The 13989-nt window shown below is 62.3% G+C and carries 16 protein-coding genes; 9 read left to right on the top strand and 7 right to left on the bottom strand.

Going from position 1 to position 13989, the window contains the following annotated elements; translation table 11 throughout:
• The first annotated feature begins 17 nt into the window (after nucleotides 1-17).
• Together ACUYV6_RS12225 and ACUYV6_RS12220 are read left to right on the top strand one after the other, a co-directional pair.
• The gene (locus ACUYV6_RS12225) at nucleotides 18-623 is read left to right on the top strand and encodes a vitamin K epoxide reductase family protein (RefSeq protein ID WP_449278945.1); all 606 of its coding nucleotides are present in this window, start codon (nucleotides 18-20) and stop codon (nucleotides 621-623) included.
• An 88-nt stretch (nucleotides 624-711) separates the two neighbouring features.
• A complete protein-coding gene (locus tag ACUYV6_RS12220) occupies nucleotides 712-1476 on the top strand; it encodes a siderophore-interacting protein (protein ID WP_449278944.1) in 765 nt (254 codons plus the stop codon).
• A 62-nt stretch (nucleotides 1477-1538) separates the two neighbouring features.
• Here ACUYV6_RS12220 and ACUYV6_RS12215 read toward each other — a convergent pair whose 3' ends face one another.
• Complete coding sequence (locus tag ACUYV6_RS12215; RefSeq protein WP_449278943.1) at nucleotides 1539-2150, bottom strand: TetR/AcrR family transcriptional regulator C-terminal domain-containing protein; 612 nt, start codon at nucleotides 2148-2150, stop codon at nucleotides 1539-1541.
• Nucleotides 2151-2378: 228 nt separating this feature from the next.
• Here ACUYV6_RS12215 and mgtE point away from each other — a divergent pair, with 228 nt between their 5' ends.
• Entirely contained in the window at nucleotides 2379-3740 is a 1362-nt protein-coding gene (mgtE, locus tag ACUYV6_RS12210; protein WP_449278942.1) for a magnesium transporter, read from the top strand.
• A 104-nt stretch (nucleotides 3741-3844) separates the two neighbouring features.
• Here mgtE and ACUYV6_RS12205 read toward each other — a convergent pair whose 3' ends face one another.
• Nucleotides 3845-4423, bottom strand: coding sequence for a TetR/AcrR family transcriptional regulator (locus tag ACUYV6_RS12205; RefSeq protein ID WP_449278941.1), 579 nt, complete (start codon nucleotides 4421-4423; stop codon nucleotides 3845-3847).
• Nucleotides 4424-4564: 141 nt separating this feature from the next.
• Here ACUYV6_RS12205 and ACUYV6_RS12200 point away from each other — a divergent pair, with 141 nt between their 5' ends.
• Nucleotides 4565-5410 (top strand): SDR family oxidoreductase, encoded by an 846-nt coding sequence (locus ACUYV6_RS12200; RefSeq protein WP_449278940.1) that lies wholly within the window; start codon nucleotides 4565-4567, stop codon nucleotides 5408-5410.
• Between the two features lie 634 nt (nucleotides 5411-6044).
• Complete coding sequence (locus ACUYV6_RS12195; RefSeq protein ID WP_449278939.1) at nucleotides 6045-6386, top strand: helix-turn-helix transcriptional regulator; 342 nt, start codon at nucleotides 6045-6047, stop codon at nucleotides 6384-6386.
• A gap of 577 nt (nucleotides 6387-6963) precedes the next feature.
• Here ACUYV6_RS12195 and ACUYV6_RS12190 read toward each other — a convergent pair.
• Nucleotides 6964-7725, bottom strand: a complete 762-nt coding sequence (locus ACUYV6_RS12190; protein WP_449278938.1) for an AraC family transcriptional regulator — start codon at nucleotides 7723-7725, stop codon at nucleotides 6964-6966.
• An 84-nt stretch (nucleotides 7726-7809) separates the two neighbouring features.
• On the opposite strand from ACUYV6_RS12190, the gene ACUYV6_RS12185 reads away from it, so the two are divergent.
• The gene (locus ACUYV6_RS12185; RefSeq protein WP_449278937.1) at nucleotides 7810-8619 is read left to right on the top strand and encodes a TSUP family transporter; all 810 of its coding nucleotides are present in this window, start codon (nucleotides 7810-7812) and stop codon (nucleotides 8617-8619) included.
• 36 nt (nucleotides 8620-8655) lie between these two features.
• Nucleotides 8656-9087: an ATP-binding cassette domain-containing protein gene (locus ACUYV6_RS12180; protein ID WP_449278936.1), complete on the top strand. Its 432-nt coding sequence runs from the start codon at nucleotides 8656-8658 to the stop codon at nucleotides 9085-9087.
• Nucleotides 9088-9174: 87 nt separating this feature from the next.
• On the opposite strand, the gene ACUYV6_RS12175 is transcribed toward ACUYV6_RS12180, so the two are convergent.
• The gene (locus tag ACUYV6_RS12175) at nucleotides 9175-9705 is read right to left on the bottom strand and encodes a MarR family winged helix-turn-helix transcriptional regulator (protein ID WP_449278935.1); all 531 of its coding nucleotides are present in this window, start codon (nucleotides 9703-9705) and stop codon (nucleotides 9175-9177) included.
• A 68-nt stretch (nucleotides 9706-9773) separates the two neighbouring features.
• On the opposite strand from ACUYV6_RS12175, the gene ACUYV6_RS12170 reads away from it, so the two are divergent.
• Nucleotides 9774-10751 (top strand): quinone oxidoreductase family protein, encoded by a 978-nt coding sequence (locus ACUYV6_RS12170; RefSeq protein WP_449278934.1) that lies wholly within the window; start codon nucleotides 9774-9776, stop codon nucleotides 10749-10751.
• Nucleotides 10752-10828: 77 nt separating this feature from the next.
• On the opposite strand, the gene ACUYV6_RS12165 is transcribed toward ACUYV6_RS12170, so the two are convergent.
• Genes ACUYV6_RS12165 through ACUYV6_RS12155 form a run of 3 tightly spaced genes read right to left on the bottom strand, consistent with a single transcriptional unit; the run spans nucleotide 10829 to nucleotide 12716 of the window.
• A complete protein-coding gene (locus tag ACUYV6_RS12165) occupies nucleotides 10829-11629 on the bottom strand; it encodes an aminoglycoside adenylyltransferase domain-containing protein (protein WP_449278933.1) in 801 nt (266 codons plus the stop codon).
• Nucleotides 11626-12081, bottom strand: coding sequence for an N-acetyltransferase family protein (locus ACUYV6_RS12160; protein ID WP_449278932.1), 456 nt, complete (start codon nucleotides 12079-12081; stop codon nucleotides 11626-11628). Before ACUYV6_RS12160 ends, ACUYV6_RS12165 begins: the two co-directional genes overlap by 4 nt.
• Before the next feature lie 32 nt (nucleotides 12082-12113).
• Nucleotides 12114-12716, bottom strand: a complete 603-nt coding sequence (locus ACUYV6_RS12155; protein ID WP_449278931.1) for a PadR family transcriptional regulator — start codon at nucleotides 12714-12716, stop codon at nucleotides 12114-12116.
• Between the two features lie 66 nt (nucleotides 12717-12782).
• Here ACUYV6_RS12155 and ACUYV6_RS12150 point away from each other — a divergent pair, with 66 nt between their 5' ends.
• Nucleotides 12783-13970: an FAD-dependent monooxygenase gene (locus tag ACUYV6_RS12150; RefSeq protein ID WP_449278930.1), complete on the top strand. Its 1188-nt coding sequence runs from the start codon at nucleotides 12783-12785 to the stop codon at nucleotides 13968-13970.
• The last annotated feature ends 19 nt before the right edge of the window (nucleotides 13971-13989 follow it).

Here is a 13989-nt window from a genome sequence, read left to right as displayed (position 1 = left end):
CAGTGAAAGGAAACCCCATGACCATCATCGAGGAACACGATTCCCAGCGTGTCAGCAAGCCACTCACCGCGCGAAAGTTTGGTGTACTGCTCGTCACTCTCGGCGCGCTCGGGTTGATTCTGTCATACGGTCTCGCTATCGCAAAGCTCGAACTGATCGCGGATTCAAGCGCTTGGCTCGTCTGCGACCAGGGCGGAGCGATGAGGTGCAGCCCGGTACTCGCTTCTCCTGGCGCAGCGATCTTCGGCTTCCCGAATTCGTTCTTCGGAATGTCCGGGTTCGCTGTCGTGATCGTCGTAGGCGTCCTCGTTCTCGCCCGCGCGAGTCTGCCGTCCTGGTTCTGGACCTGGTTCGGCATCGGCATGGCCGCTGCGCTCGTCCTGGTCGTGCTGTTTGAGATTTACAGCCTCGCTGGCGTCGGCGTGATTTGTGGTGACTGCGTCCTTATGTGGTTGATCACCGCCATCGCATACTTCTACACCCGTGCATGGCAGGTCCAAGAAGGGCATGTACGGCGTCCGCGCGCTCTCGGGCGTCTCATCGCGCGCCACCGCTTGCTCGTCACCGTCATCTGGGCAGGCATCGTCTTGACGTTCGTCGCCGTTCGCGCGGTCATCGGATGAGCCGTCTGCCAGCCCCCATCGCCACGAGTAGACCGGGAGAGAGCCCTTGCCAAGCCTGAAGATCCGCAACCCTAGCTACCGAACGTTGATGCGAGCACAGGTCGTTCGGGTGCACCGACTTACTCCGAACTTAGTCAATGTCACCTTTCACTCGGAGGCGATGAGCGAGTTCGAGTACCTCGGCTTTGATCAGTCCGTGCGCCTATTCATTCCTCGGGTCGAACAACGCGAGCTTCGGCTCCCGTCCTCGACCGGAAACGGGTGGATCGCGAAGTTCTTCATGACGCCCACGTCGATTCGACCCCATGTGCGCAACTACACGATTCGCGTCTGCCGCCCAGAAAGGAACGAGATGGATATCGAGTTCGTCGTCCACGGTGAGCATGGGCCAGCCTCCGCCTGGGCGGGGCGTGCGCGACCGGGCGATGAAGTGGGCTTGTTCCCCGAGGGCATCCAGTACCTGCCCACAGCAAACGCCGCAAAGCACCTACTCGTAGCCGACGAGAGCGCATTGCCCGCCATAATGAGCATTCTCGACCATGCTCCCCGAGACTTCCGTGCCGACGTCTTCCTCGAAGTTCCCACCTCCGACGATGTGCGAAGTTCGCTAGACAGGGATGGCGTCCATGTGAACTGGTTACCACGCGACGGACGCGGTGGCGTCCCTGGCCAACTCGCACTCGAGGCGGTCCGTCAAACAGATTTTGCCACTGAAGAGCTCTATTGTTTCCTCGCCGGAGAAAGCGGACTGCCAACCGCCCTTCGCCGACACCTGGTCGCCGAGCGCGGAATCCCGAAGTCCGCCATCACGTTCGTCGGCTACTGGAAGCACGGCAAGGCCGCCGTCGGATGAACAAGCATGTGCACGCACTTGCTCGGTGGGCCGCCCCATGCTGACCGCACGATAGCTCGCGGTCAGGGGCCCACTTGCGGAGCGACGGAAGAGAGAAGCGATCGGACTCCATGAGCGAACCGCGCGTCGAACGGGTCGTCAACGAGCTGCCGCCCGACCACCGCCAGAGCCGGATATTCCTGCGTGGACAGGCGGCGGGCGAAATTGTCCGCCGCCTCGAGTGACGACGCCTGCTGCTCTTGTACCAGACCAAGAAGAAAATAGTGGAGGCTCCAGAAGATGCGAACGGCTTGGATCGGGTCAACCCCGGCCTCCAGAAGAGCGGCCACAGCCGCGTCGGCCACCCGCAGCGTATTGCGCTCGATCGCCTCGGTTCCCGCAACCAACCGCGCACCATCGCGATAAGCCAACAGCGCACCACGATAGCGCTCGAGAAGTGCTCCTACCCGATCGACCGGATCTACTGGAAGGTTCTCAAGACTCAACCGCCCCAGCACCTCATCCGCCATCAGATCGAGCAGTCGGCCCTTGGTCTTGACCTGGAAAGAAACGGAATTAAGATGAGCACCCAGCCGACGTGCGATCGCGTTGAGCGTCACCGCCTCCAAGCCGCTTTCTTCGAGCAGCTCGAAGGCCGTAGCTATTACGTCCGACCTGTTTCTCCGCTTGCTCACTGCTGCACTCCTCTACGTGCTGACACACACTTGACGTGTTGGTTGCCATACAACTATAGTCTTGGTCGGCAAACAAGACTTGCGCCCACACCATCCTGCCCGGAATCCGCACCCCTCTGAGGTCAAGCCCGGACGTGCCGCCTTGCCGTGCCGGGTATGCCGCGCTCGGACTCGGGCTCGGGAGTGGTGCCCGTGCGCCCGCTCAAGATACAACGCAGAAGGGGTGACATGACAGAGGCGATCATCGACAGGATCGAAACGGTGCTGTCATCGCGAATGTCATCCGATGACCTTGCGGAGCTGGCCCGACTCGTTCCGGAGATCGATCGTCAGGAACTGATCCGCCTGGTCCGGACGAATCCACCACTCGAGTCGGCGATGCTGTTCCGAGTGCTAGGAAGGACCACCGCACTCGCCGTTTTCGAGAACCTCACACCGGCGTACCAAGCCGAGATCATCAGAGCTCTGCGTCAACCAGAAGTAGCTGAGATCATCGAGGGACTGGACCCCGACGACCGCGCAGAACTGTTCGGGGAGCTCCCCGCGGGTGTCGCCCACAAGCTGATGCACGGGCTGAACGCTTCCGAACGACAGATGACTGCTCAGGTTCTCGGCTATCCGAAGTCAGCGATCGGCCGGTACATGTCACCGGAGGTGCTCGACCTGCACGACGACTGGACCGTGCAGCAAGCGGTGGACGTCGTGTACGCGCGCATCGACCGCCCCGAAACTGTGTACCTGCTGCCCGTTGTCGGTACCGGGCGCAAGCTCATGGGCGTTGTCTCCCTCCGCAACCTCCTCGCGGAACAAGCCCGCGATCCAGCTCAGACTGTTGGCAGAATCGCACGTGAGCCTGTGGCTGTGCATGCGCTCGCCGACCGCGAGACCGCCGCTCGAGAGTTCCTCGCACACCGTCTCATCGCAATGCCGATCGTCGATGAGGAAGAACGCTTGATCGGCATCCTCACGATGGATGATGTCCTCGACATCGCGGATGAGGAGAACGCGGAGGACGCCGCTCGCTCCGGCGGTGCCGAACCACTTGATCGCTCCTACCTGTCCAGCACCATTCTTCGCATCGTCCGAAGCCGGATCGTCTGGCTGGTCGTCCTTGCCGTCTCGGCGGTTCTGACCGTTCAGGTTCTCGAGGTCTACGAAGACCGACTCGACCAAGTAGTCGTGCTCGCGCTCTTCATTCCCCTCCTCACCGGCACCGGAGGCAACACAGGAAATCAAGCCGCAACAACCGTCACCCGCGCACTCGCTGTCGGCGAGGTCAGAGTTCGAGATCTCTGGCGCGTCATCTGGCGAGAACTGCGTGTCGGCGCAATGCTCGGGACTGTGCTCGGCTGCCTCGGTTTCCTCGTCGCCGGGCTCGTCTACGGGTGGGCGATCGGCACCGTCATCGGCGTCACTCTTCTGGCAGTGTGCACGATGGCTGCGACAGTAGGGGGTCTAATGCCGATCATTGCAAAGAAAGTCGGAGCCGATCCCGCCGTCTTCTCCAACCCGTTCATCTCCACCTTCTGCGACGCCACCGGTCTTATCCTCTACTTCACCATCGCCACAATCGTCCTCGGCCTGCGTTGAGCAGTACACCTTCTACCTCTCACGAACGAGCGAGACTTGAGGGGCGAGACGATGCGCGGTCCAACGCTAACGAAGTCATCGCGCCGCGGGCGAATATCGAGTCTCTACTCAGTAGCGCGGCATAGACCGCCAAGAATAAGGGCCGTTCTTCGATCGTAGTCTTCGCGCGAGGGCCGTGCCCGGCCGTACTTCAGTGCAAGCGCGTTGTCCATGGCCAGCGCTCGGAAGTCATCAGCCGTGACCCCGTCAGCAAAGACTCCGATCGAATGCCCCTCCGCGACGAGTTCGCTGTGGAAGACATCCCCTGCGTGGCAGAGCGCCATAAGCGGCTCAGAGTCAGGAAACTCCTGCAATAGGACGTCATTGACAGCGGGCAGCGAGTATTGCAGGCCCCGAATCGCGCGAACGTAGACGTCGACTCGGTCCCGAATCGCTTCGACCGCCCGCGCCTCTTCGATGACGCTTAGCAGTTCGGCCGTCACGACCTGGTCGATGACGGCGTCGATCAGGCCAACCCGCCCGCCGAAGCGGTTGAAGATCGTCGCCTTGCTGACGCGGGCTGCAGCAGCCACATCCTCAAGCGGCACCGACAAGCCACGCGCACGGAAGACCTGCACTGCGGCGGTGCGAATCAGCTCGACATTCCGACGTGCATCAGCACGGAGCGTCGATGAGGTCGACATCACTCACGCTCCCTTCATGAAGACACATCTAACTTGACCTAACTGGTCAACTTCGTTCACTATGGTACCGGCAGCAACTTGACCACATGGGTCAATTTATGCATCCGCCCACACCGACGAAGGGACGCCATCTTGATCATCGTGACCGGAGCAACAGGTGCGCTCAACGGAGCCACCGTCGAGCACCTGCTGAAGCGAATCCCTACGAGCCGCATCGGAGTGAGCGTTCGAGACCCTCAACGCGCCCAGCACCTGGCCGACCAAGGCATCCGTGTACGGCAGGGCAGCTACGATGACCCGAGTTCTCTCCGAGAGTCGTTCGCCGATGCTGAACAGGTTCTTCTCGTCTCATCCAGCGACATGACGACCGACGTCGTCGCGCAGCACCGAACTGCTATTGACGCAGCGGTGGACGCAGGCGCAGAGAGAATCCTCTACACGAGCGCCCAGGGAACCGGCTTCAACACTCCCTATCCGCCGCTCGCCATACATGCCGCCACCGAACAGTACCTTGCTGAGTCTGGCGTGGCGTGGACAGCATTGCGCAACGGCTTCTACGGAGATCTCGGCCAATTACTCGGACCCTGGCAGGAAACGGGAATGATCGCAAAACCCGCTGACGGCCCCTTCTCCTGGATCGACCGCCGAGATTCCGCAGAAGCCGCCGCTACCATCCTCACCGGCGCCCCACAAGCAAGCGGCCCCGTGGACCTGACACTGACGACGCCGATCACCCTCGCGGACTTCGCCTCCGAGGCTTCGGATCTGACCGGGCGCCAGATCGAACGTATCGTCGTCGACGACGAGGAATGGCTCGCCGACGAGGTTACTAGCGGAGTTCCCGAGCAGGTCGCGCGCTTCACCCTTTCCATGTTCCAAGCGACACGGAGCGGCCACTTCTCACAATCCAGCCCGGAGCTTTCACGACTACTCGGAAAAGAGCCGCGCAGCATCGCTAAGCAGCTCGCCGACCATGTCACCGGTTGAGCACTCGCAGCTTCTAAGCGAGCAAAATGTCAGGGCTCGTGAGCCGAGGAAGCCACCGGCCTGCTTTAGAAGGAGACGGCCTATCGCGGAAGGCTCCGGGCAGCGGCGAACCGCAACCCCATCGGCCGTCGGACAGCGGGTGCACGGAGGTTCCGCCGTTTCCAAATCGCACGCCTATTATTTACCCGCTCCGCCCCACCGCATCCTGTCCCGCGCTCTCGACCACGATTCGGTGGGCGTTTGAACGGTGCACATGAAGATCAGATTGGAAGACCTCACGCATGACCACCCGATGCGCGCGGCATCCGGTTCACTCGCAAACGCAACTTCACGCCACCCGAGCGGCTGACGGCAATTACGCCTATTCAACGGTCCGCTCGGCGTAGCTGAGAGCATGCAGGAATGAGGAGGGTCGTCAACGATCCCTTCGACCGTCTGACGATCCCGCCACCATTCGTCGAATCGTCCTCGATTCAGATCATGCCAGCCTTGACACCTCGCTCACGCCTTGCGACGAGCGACGAGCGACGAGCAACGAGCAACGAGCAACGAGCGACGAGCGACGAGCGACGAGCGACGAGCGACGAGCGACGAGCGACGAGCGCTATCATGATACTGTCGAAACGTTCGGTCTTTGCACGAGAGAAGAACAGGCGAGGAAGTCCTGACCGCGATCGAGCTAAAGGACACGAACCTCAGTGATCCATGGACAGCAGAATTCCTCGCCCGCGAAGTAGCGCTCTCTCCCTCCCAACTCTCGTCTCTCTTTCGAGCTCAACTCGGAGCCTCACCTGCGGCTTATCTTCGCAAGATTCGCGCTGACCGCATGGCGGACCCGCTCGCCACGACAAGTCTCACCGCCGGTGAAGGTGGCGCCGCGGTCGGTTGGCAAGACCCGACCTTCGCGTCGCGATCCTTCAAGCATCGGTACGGAATAGCCCCGAGCACCTTCGCGAGGGTATACCGCGAATGCTGATGGCTCCTTGGCGCCCCCACTTCCTCACGCGATCGCTCTCCGGCGGCGTCCGGGAGAAGCTCTCCCTGCCAGAATCTGGCCAGGGCAATTCAGTGATGCCTCAGTAGATTCGTGACGATTCTATGCACAGACGTGGTGACTGCGAGTCTTGAGGTGGCGATCCCGGACCGACTGCTGAGCGATGGGAGGTGCGTCTCGTAGCGTGGTGTCACTTCCCGCAGGGTTCTCTCTGTCGTCGTTGGCGTAGAGGAGGGCCATCGTGGGAGACCTGTCGTTCCGCTAAGAACCGCGGAAGTTGCCTTCACGCGGCATCCCCGATCCTCAACGCCGGGAAGCAGCTCGGCTGCGCCGTCGGTGTCACCCTCCTTGCCGCCGTCATTTCCCTCGCCGCCTCACCCGCTCGGCATCGGGCGTCGGCCAGACGGAGCTGTTCCCGTTCCACCTCGCCTTCATGGCCGTGGCGGCGGTGGCACTCCCCTTCACGCCCATCGCCCTCTGGGACCGTGACGACGATGCGTGCGCGACCATGGTGCGCCGTGGGCATCCGGCGAGGGCCGCATAGCAGGTCAGTGCCGCTTCAGGGCGAGCGGAGACTCGAGGGGGACGATTGGAAGGCACGGGTGAAGGCATAGGAGAAGGCTGCCGGAGTGGAGTAACCGAGTCGCGCGGCGACGTTGGTCACGCTCTGGTGGCGCAGCAGCGGGATCGCCGCGAGAAGACGGGCGCGCGAACGCCATGCGGCAGGACTCATCCCGACATCTTCCCGGAACCGGCGTGCGAAGGTGCGTTCGCTCATCCCGGCTTCCCCTGCCCATACGCGGTTGTCGACCGCCAGGTCGGGGTCGGCAAGGTAGCGGTGGCAGAGCCCGGCCAGAGGGGGCGCGTGCGGGATCGGAACGTGCAGCGGCAGCTCGCTGAGCCGGGACGTCTCATGCAGGATCAGCTCCAAAACCACCTCGTCGCGCCCATCAAGCCCGGCGCAGGGATCAATGTCGGACGCGGCCAAGAGCAGCTCCCGCAGGAGCGGGGCAACCTCGACAACTTGGCACGCGACAGGCCACCACGGAACCGCTGCGGGCTCGATGTAGAGGCTGTTGGTCTTCACATCGAGCATCCGCACCTGGTGCCGCGTATTAGGAGGGATGAGCACCGCCCGCTCACCCGGGACCGTCCAGGCCCCGTGCTCTGTCTCGACAAGCATCGTCCCCGTCGCGGCGTAGAGGAACTGCACCCTCCGGTGCTCATGCCACCCCAGCAAATAGTCGGGCGGATACGCGGTGGCGATCGGCAACACCGCAACGGGCAGTGCATCGACCTCGGGCAGCGTCACGTTCCGCACAGAACCAGAGTACTGGCTGAAACTCGATAATTCTTGCCTCACACTCGAATGCGGATATGACGGGAAGCCACTGGAATGGGTTCAGTGACCGTTCTCGTCCTTGTTCTCATCGGTGTTCTCACAGGCCTAACCACGGTGCTGTTCGGCTTCGGAGGCGGGTTTGTCACCGTCCCCGTCATCGTCTGGGCCGACGCAGCGCTCGGCCCCGTGGCAGGCACGGTCGCTGTGGCGACATCCGCGATTGTCATGGTCGTCAACGCCGCGGTCGCCACCACGGCCACGCCCCGGGTGGTCCTCGCCCGGCTCCGCGGCCGTGGAACGCTCCTCGGCCTCCTCGCCGCAGGCGGTCTCCTCGGCGCCCTCGCTGCCCTGGCGGTGCCGGCAGCCGTGCCGTCATGGGGGTTCGTGATCTACGTCGCCGTCACGATCATCGACGTGCTCGCCCGACCCGGATTCCTCCGCTCTGCAGACCTCGCGCGCGACGATACGTCGCACCGGGCAATTCCGACCGCTGCCGGTGCCCCGATCGGTGCGGTCGCGTCGTTACTCGGCGTCGGCGGCAGCGTCATGACCGTCCCGCTCCTGCGCCGCGGCGGCCTGCCCATGGGGCACGCCACGGCCCTCGCGAACCCGCTCACCCTCGCCATCAGCATCCCCGCCGCACTCGTCTTCCTCTTTGCCCAACACACGACCAACCTGGAGCGTGCCGTGTTCAGCGTGGGGATCATCGACCTCGGGGCCGCAGCACTCCTCCTCATCGGGGCAATCCCAGTCATCGTGACCCTGCGCCGCCGCCCACCTCGCATTCCCGACCGCGTACACGCCTGGGCCTACGTCGTCATGCTTGTTGTCGTCTTCCTCGCAATGATCGCCTCGCTGCTTCAAGCAACGTGAAGGAGTGGTCTCGGGAGACGGAGCTCAGCGGAGGCCGTGAGCCGTCCTCCCGAGCGACGCTCGCGATCGACGAGCGAGGCACGTTTCCACGCACGAGACGCAGAGTCGGAAGGACATGCGGCCCAGCTCGACGATATCATCGAACGTCTTCCCGACGGCTGGGATACTCACGTCGAGGAAGGCGGCATGCGACTCTCGGGCGGCGAGCGCCAGCGCGTCTCTATCGCACGCGCCCTGCTCAAGAACGCACCGGTCGTCCTGCTCGATAAAGTGACCTCCGCACTCGACCCTACAAGCGACGCCGCAGTGCACCGAGGGATCGACCGGCTGTGCACGGGACGAACTGTCGTCATGGTGTCGCACCGAATGCACTCCGTTGAGGCCGCCGACCAGATTGTCTTCCTCGACCACGGTCACATCATCGAACAGGGCACTCACACCGAGCTCATGCAGTCGAACGGCCGGTAGGCCGACTACTGGAAGATCTCCGACCCTCTCGAGGCGACGTAACGATGGTCACCGGGCAGACCTACCGACCATTCCTCTTTGCTCGTTCTAGTCGAGGAGGTCAGGCCGGAAACGAACGCCCTCGCGCGGCATTCGGACCAAGTCGTCCAGCACCCGTGCGATAACTTCTAGTTCTTCCACACGGTACCGATTGAGAAAGACTGCCGGGAGTGCATTCATCTGCTGATGCAGTTCACGGTGAGCCGCCTGGATTTCTCTGCCGATAGGGGTCAGTCTCAGGTGGACTTCTTTGCGATTCCCAGGCAACTGACGGCGCTCCACTACACCGCTTTCGGCGAGCCGTTGGATGCGTTTCGAGACAGTGCCTTTAGGTGAACCTGTAGCTTTGGACAGCCCCACGACATTTACTGTTTCCGATCCGGAGCCACTTCCTTCGGCGGGGATGGCGTCGAGCAGGTGAAGCGCTCCCACACTCATGTGCTCAAGCGCGTTCTGCGCGTCCGGTGAGCACTGAACCTTCATGTGGGTGCGCTCGCCTGCGTCTTCTTCGACCAGCCGCTGGAAAAAACGGGCAGTCAGGTCAGTGATTGCTGCGATGAGCTCACGCTGAGTTTCCATGGAAACCATCTTGCCAGGTCCCCCGCCTTCGCGTATTGTTTCCATCGAAACCAAAGAAGGGAACTACCATGAAGGCTGCGATCCTCGACCAATTCGGCGACGCGCCGGCGCTGCGTGAAATCCTCGAGCCGCAAGCGGGACCGGGCGAAGTGGTAGTCGATGTACGTGCCGCTGCGCTCAAGAACATTGAGCGAGTGCTGGCAGCAGGAACCCACTACGCCAGTGCCCAGATGATGCTGCCGTCACCGATCGGCATGGATGCTGTCGTGCAGATGCCGGATGGGCGACGCGCCTATGCTGGCGCATTACCGCCGGGCGGAGCAATGGCCGAACGGATGATCATCAACCCCTCGATGGCTCTTGATATTCCCGCTACGGTGGACGATGCCACAGCGGCCGCACTGCCAAATGCCGGAGTCTCCGCGTGGCTTGCGCTCGAATACTCCGCGCGCGTTCAGCCAGGTGAGTCCGTACTAGTTCTTGGGGCGACAGGCGTTACCGGCGCGCTCGCTGTGCAATTGGCCAAACACAAGTTCAGCGCGGGCCATGTCGCGGCTGTAGGACGCAACCACGAACGGTTAGTCGAGCTTCGACAGCACGGCGCCGACCGAATAATCAGCCTGACAAGCGACCCCGGACAGTTCGACTCGGCGATCGCCGAGGCTCACACGCAACATCCCTTTGACGTGGTGATCGATTTTCTTTGGGGTGCACCCGCAGAACAGACGCTTCGGATGCTCGGAGGGGACGACCTCAGTGCCCGCTACCATCGCACACGGTTTGTCCAGGTAGGCGAGATGGCTGGGCCGGATATCGCACTGCCCGCGTCTATCTTGCGCAGTGCGGCCATTGAGCTCGTCGGTCAAGGTGGTGGCAGCGTGCCGCGCGAAGCCTACGCGCGAGTTCCGGACGTGATTGGTGAGCTCTTCGATATGCTTGCCACCGGCAGGCTCGCAGTCACTACTATTTCTCGTCCACTCGCGGAAGTCGCAGAGGCCTGGCGCGAGAATATCCCGTCCGGAACACGGATCGTCCTCATCCCCTGAGGCAATAACTTCACGGCGCTCATGACCGGCATACGTCCGGAGGCTCAGACTGAACGAACGATGAGCTCTGACTGCGTTCACCTCTCACGAGCGAGCTCCACGATTTCCCGAGCAGCTTGCAGCACTGCCTCGTGCCGCGCTGTCCAGTCGACGGATGCTTCTCCGAGGTACTCTGCGCGAGCAAGCAGCAAAGTTGCTTCACTAGCAGTGGTGAGGCGAGCGGCAGCCCAGTCGGCAGCGCGACTCTTGGAGACGATGCGACCCGAACTGCTGGTGAAGGCGATACGGGCGAGGGTGAGGAGCACGTTGCGCTCGTCGCCTGTCAGCTCATCGAAAAGGGTCGGGATGACTTCGAGTCCCGCACGTCGCAACATCGCTTCGGGGATTGTGGAGACGAGTGAGCTGAGTGCTGCTCCGTGTAGCCGCTGATGACCGGATTGCGCGGTTGCGAGGAGAATTGGCGTATCTGGATCGTATTGGGGTTCGGGTATCGCGCCAGCGTAGAGTTCTGAGCGTAACCATTCTCCGTACTGGTAGTCGTGACCTGAGTGGTGTGTTGCTGGGTGTTCGTCGCCGATTGCTATCGAGGTGAGCTCAATGGGCCTTCGCGTTGCGGCCTCTGGGTCTGTGTGCGCGTGTCCACTCCATCCAGATAGTTCGAGAAGAAGGCCGGTGAGCGCTTGGCGCTCGTCTTTGCCGAGGGATGCTCGGGTGATCAGGAGGAGATCGAGGTCGCTGTCTGGGCCTCGTTCCCTTGAAATCGTTGAGCCGTAGAGGTACAGTCCGAGCACTGTTCCGGGGTTATGTTCCGCGAGATGGGCTTGGATGAGGCGAAGCGAGCGGCGGTCCGCATTATCGAGAGGGAGAAGCTTCGTCATAGCTGCTTGAGGAACACTACCCGGTCCAGGCCAGGGCCGTCGTAATCCGCGATCGCCTCAGAGGCGGTGAAGCCGATTGCTTGGTGAAACGCGATGGAACGTTCGTTGACCTCTGAGGTGATCGCTTTCACCTTGGTGCAGCCTGCGGCGCGGGCTGTACCGAAGAAGCGCTCGTAGAGGTCTCGTGCGAGTCCCGTCCGGCGCATTTCTGGGTGCACACCGGTGAAATGCATGTAGCCAGTGTCCGGCTGGGCGGGTGAGATGAATGCGATCGCGAATCCTGCTAGTGGAAGCTCGTCAGTGAACGCGGTCAGGCTGGTGTTGTGGAAGTGGTCGAGGAATAGCCTGGTGAGGTCGCGGGAGGCGGGTCGACCCCACCAGTCGTCTACGACCGCGATGATCGAATCGAAGTCTTCGGACTGGGCTTGGCGGACTTGGTATGGGGTTGTCATGTCGCTCCAATCACTGGTGTGGCTTATAAGCGCTATGGCGAATCGTCTGTTTCTGCAGATAAGAGGTGTTCGGGCCGCTGCCAGCGCAGGTGCCCGGTCTCAAGGTCGCCGATGAGGGCGGCGATCCAGTCCCGCTCCGCGAGGAGCATCGTGCGACGGTATTCGTCCTCGAGCACGAAAACGCGTTCAAGTCCGTAGTCACGGCGCACCTGTTCAGGCTGGATCTCGGTAAGGGTCGTGTCGAGAGCGTGGAGACGTTCTTGAAGCAACCCCAAGAGCCGCAGAGGAGTGGTCAGGGGGAGGCAGGAAAGCGCCGCGGCAAATGACGGGTACTCGTTTCGCGGATGCGCGAGGGTGTCGGTCAGCCAGGACAGTAAGACCTCGCGTCCGCGGTCCGTATTGCGGTACACCACGCGGGTTCCGGGGGCGTCGTCAGGCACGGGCACGATGAGGCCGTCGCGCTGCAGGCGGGCGAGTACCTGGTGGATTGAGTTGCGGGACGAGACGTTCACGACCGCGTCCTTATCGCGCATGCGTATGAGCTGCTGCATCCGATACGCGTGCATCGGGGATTCTTCCAGCAACGTCAACACGATCATCGCGAGCGGTGAACGTCCCTGCTGCGGTTGCGCCATGCCCCTCCCTACGTACCGATCCCATGCAATCTTGACAGTCATACTATATCTAGTCATACTATGACCATGAAACGTGTGCTGATTATTGGAAGTGGAATCGCCGGCCCCGCCGCCGCCCTCGCCTTCGCGAAGGCCGGCATCAAGGCAGAGATCTTCGAACGACACCCGCACCCTGCGGATGAAGCTGGCGTGTTCTTCACGCTCGGCTCCAACGGACTGGATGCTCTCGCCACACTCGACCTGCAGGAGGACGCCCTTTCGCACGGGTTCGCGACTCCTGCGATCGAGTTGCGCAGCGGCACCGGGCAGCCACTCGGGGTGAGCCGCATCGCAACGACGAGAACTGACGGTATAACGAGCCAGACCATGCGGCGCGCCGATCTGTACACCGTGTTGCGTGACCGCGTCGTAGCCGAGGGGATCCCGATCAATTACGGCAAGGAGCTCGCCTCCGTCACCGAGTCCAGAGAGGGCGTGACGGCAACGTTCAGCGACGGTTCCACTGCAGAGGGAGACTTCCTCGTCGGCTGCGATGGCGTGAACTCACGAACCAGGATGCTGATCGACCCGAAATCGCCTCCTCCCGTCAGTGCGGGACTCATCAACTACGGCGGATACACCTCAGGTATCGCCGTCGACACCGAACCCGGCACCTTCCGGATGATCTTTGGCGACCGCGCCTTCTTCGGTTATGCAACAGCCCCGGACAAGACCGTGTGGTGGTTTGTGAACGAACCCACGACTGTCACCTCTGCCACCGCTTTCCCCGCACGCAGCGACACGGAACTGCGCACGCATTTGAGTGACTTGTTCCAGAATGATGCCGGGCCTGCCGCCGCGCTGATCGCCGCCGGACATGACCTTGCCCGGCCCACGCTCACGCAGCTGCTCCCGCACCTGCCGCGTTGGCAGCGGGGACGGCTGGTCGTCATCGGCGATGCCGCGCACGCCCCCTCACCAAGCTCAGGGCAAGGTGCGTCACTCTCGATCGAAGACGCGCTCGTTCTCGCCCAGTGCGTGCGAGACCTCGGTGCTGTTCCCGCCGCGCTTGAAAGGTTTGAGAGCATCCGTCGCCCGCGCGTCGAACGAATCGTGAAAGCCGCCGCCCGCATCAACAGCAACAAAGCCGCCACCGGAGTAAACCGCCGCATTCGCGACGCCGTGCTCCCCATCGTCCTCAAGCTCAGCGGTACTCGGGAGATAGAGAAGACTTACGGGCACCACATCGATTGGCACCAGCAACTCACGGCATAGCCGACGCGACATCAGACTG

Source organism: Leucobacter sp. GX24907 (genome assembly GCF_053567335.1).
Note: the sequence above shows the minus strand (reverse complement) of the source record. Positions and strands in the feature narration are given on the sequence as shown.

Excerpts from the sequence above, each read along its gene's own strand:
- ACUYV6_RS12225 (WP_449278945.1), top strand. The coding sequence starts at position 18 with ATGACCATCATCGAGGAACACGATTCCCAGCGTGTCAGCAAGCCACTC.
- ACUYV6_RS12220 (WP_449278944.1), top strand. The coding sequence starts at position 712 with ATGCGAGCACAGGTCGTTCGGGTGCACCGACTTACTCCGAACTTAGTC.
- mgtE (WP_449278942.1), top strand. The coding sequence starts at position 2,379 with ATGACAGAGGCGATCATCGACAGGATCGAAACGGTGCTGTCATCGCGA.
- ACUYV6_RS12205 (WP_449278941.1), bottom strand. The coding sequence starts at position 4,423 with ATGTCGACCTCATCGACGCTCCGTGCTGATGCACGTCGGAATGTCGAG.
- ACUYV6_RS12175 (WP_449278935.1), bottom strand. The coding sequence starts at position 9,705 with ATGGAAACTCAGCGTGAGCTCATCGCAGCAATCACTGACCTGACTGCC.
- ACUYV6_RS12170 (WP_449278934.1), top strand. The coding sequence starts at position 9,774 with ATGAAGGCTGCGATCCTCGACCAATTCGGCGACGCGCCGGCGCTGCGT.
- ACUYV6_RS12165 (WP_449278933.1), bottom strand. The coding sequence starts at position 11,629 with ATGACGAAGCTTCTCCCTCTCGATAATGCGGACCGCCGCTCGCTTCGC.
- ACUYV6_RS12160 (WP_449278932.1), bottom strand. The coding sequence starts at position 12,081 with ATGACAACCCCATACCAAGTCCGCCAAGCCCAGTCCGAAGACTTCGAT.
- ACUYV6_RS12155 (WP_449278931.1), bottom strand. The coding sequence starts at position 12,716 with ATGGCGCAACCGCAGCAGGGACGTTCACCGCTCGCGATGATCGTGTTG.
- ACUYV6_RS12150 (WP_449278930.1), top strand. The coding sequence starts at position 12,783 with ATGAAACGTGTGCTGATTATTGGAAGTGGAATCGCCGGCCCCGCCGCC.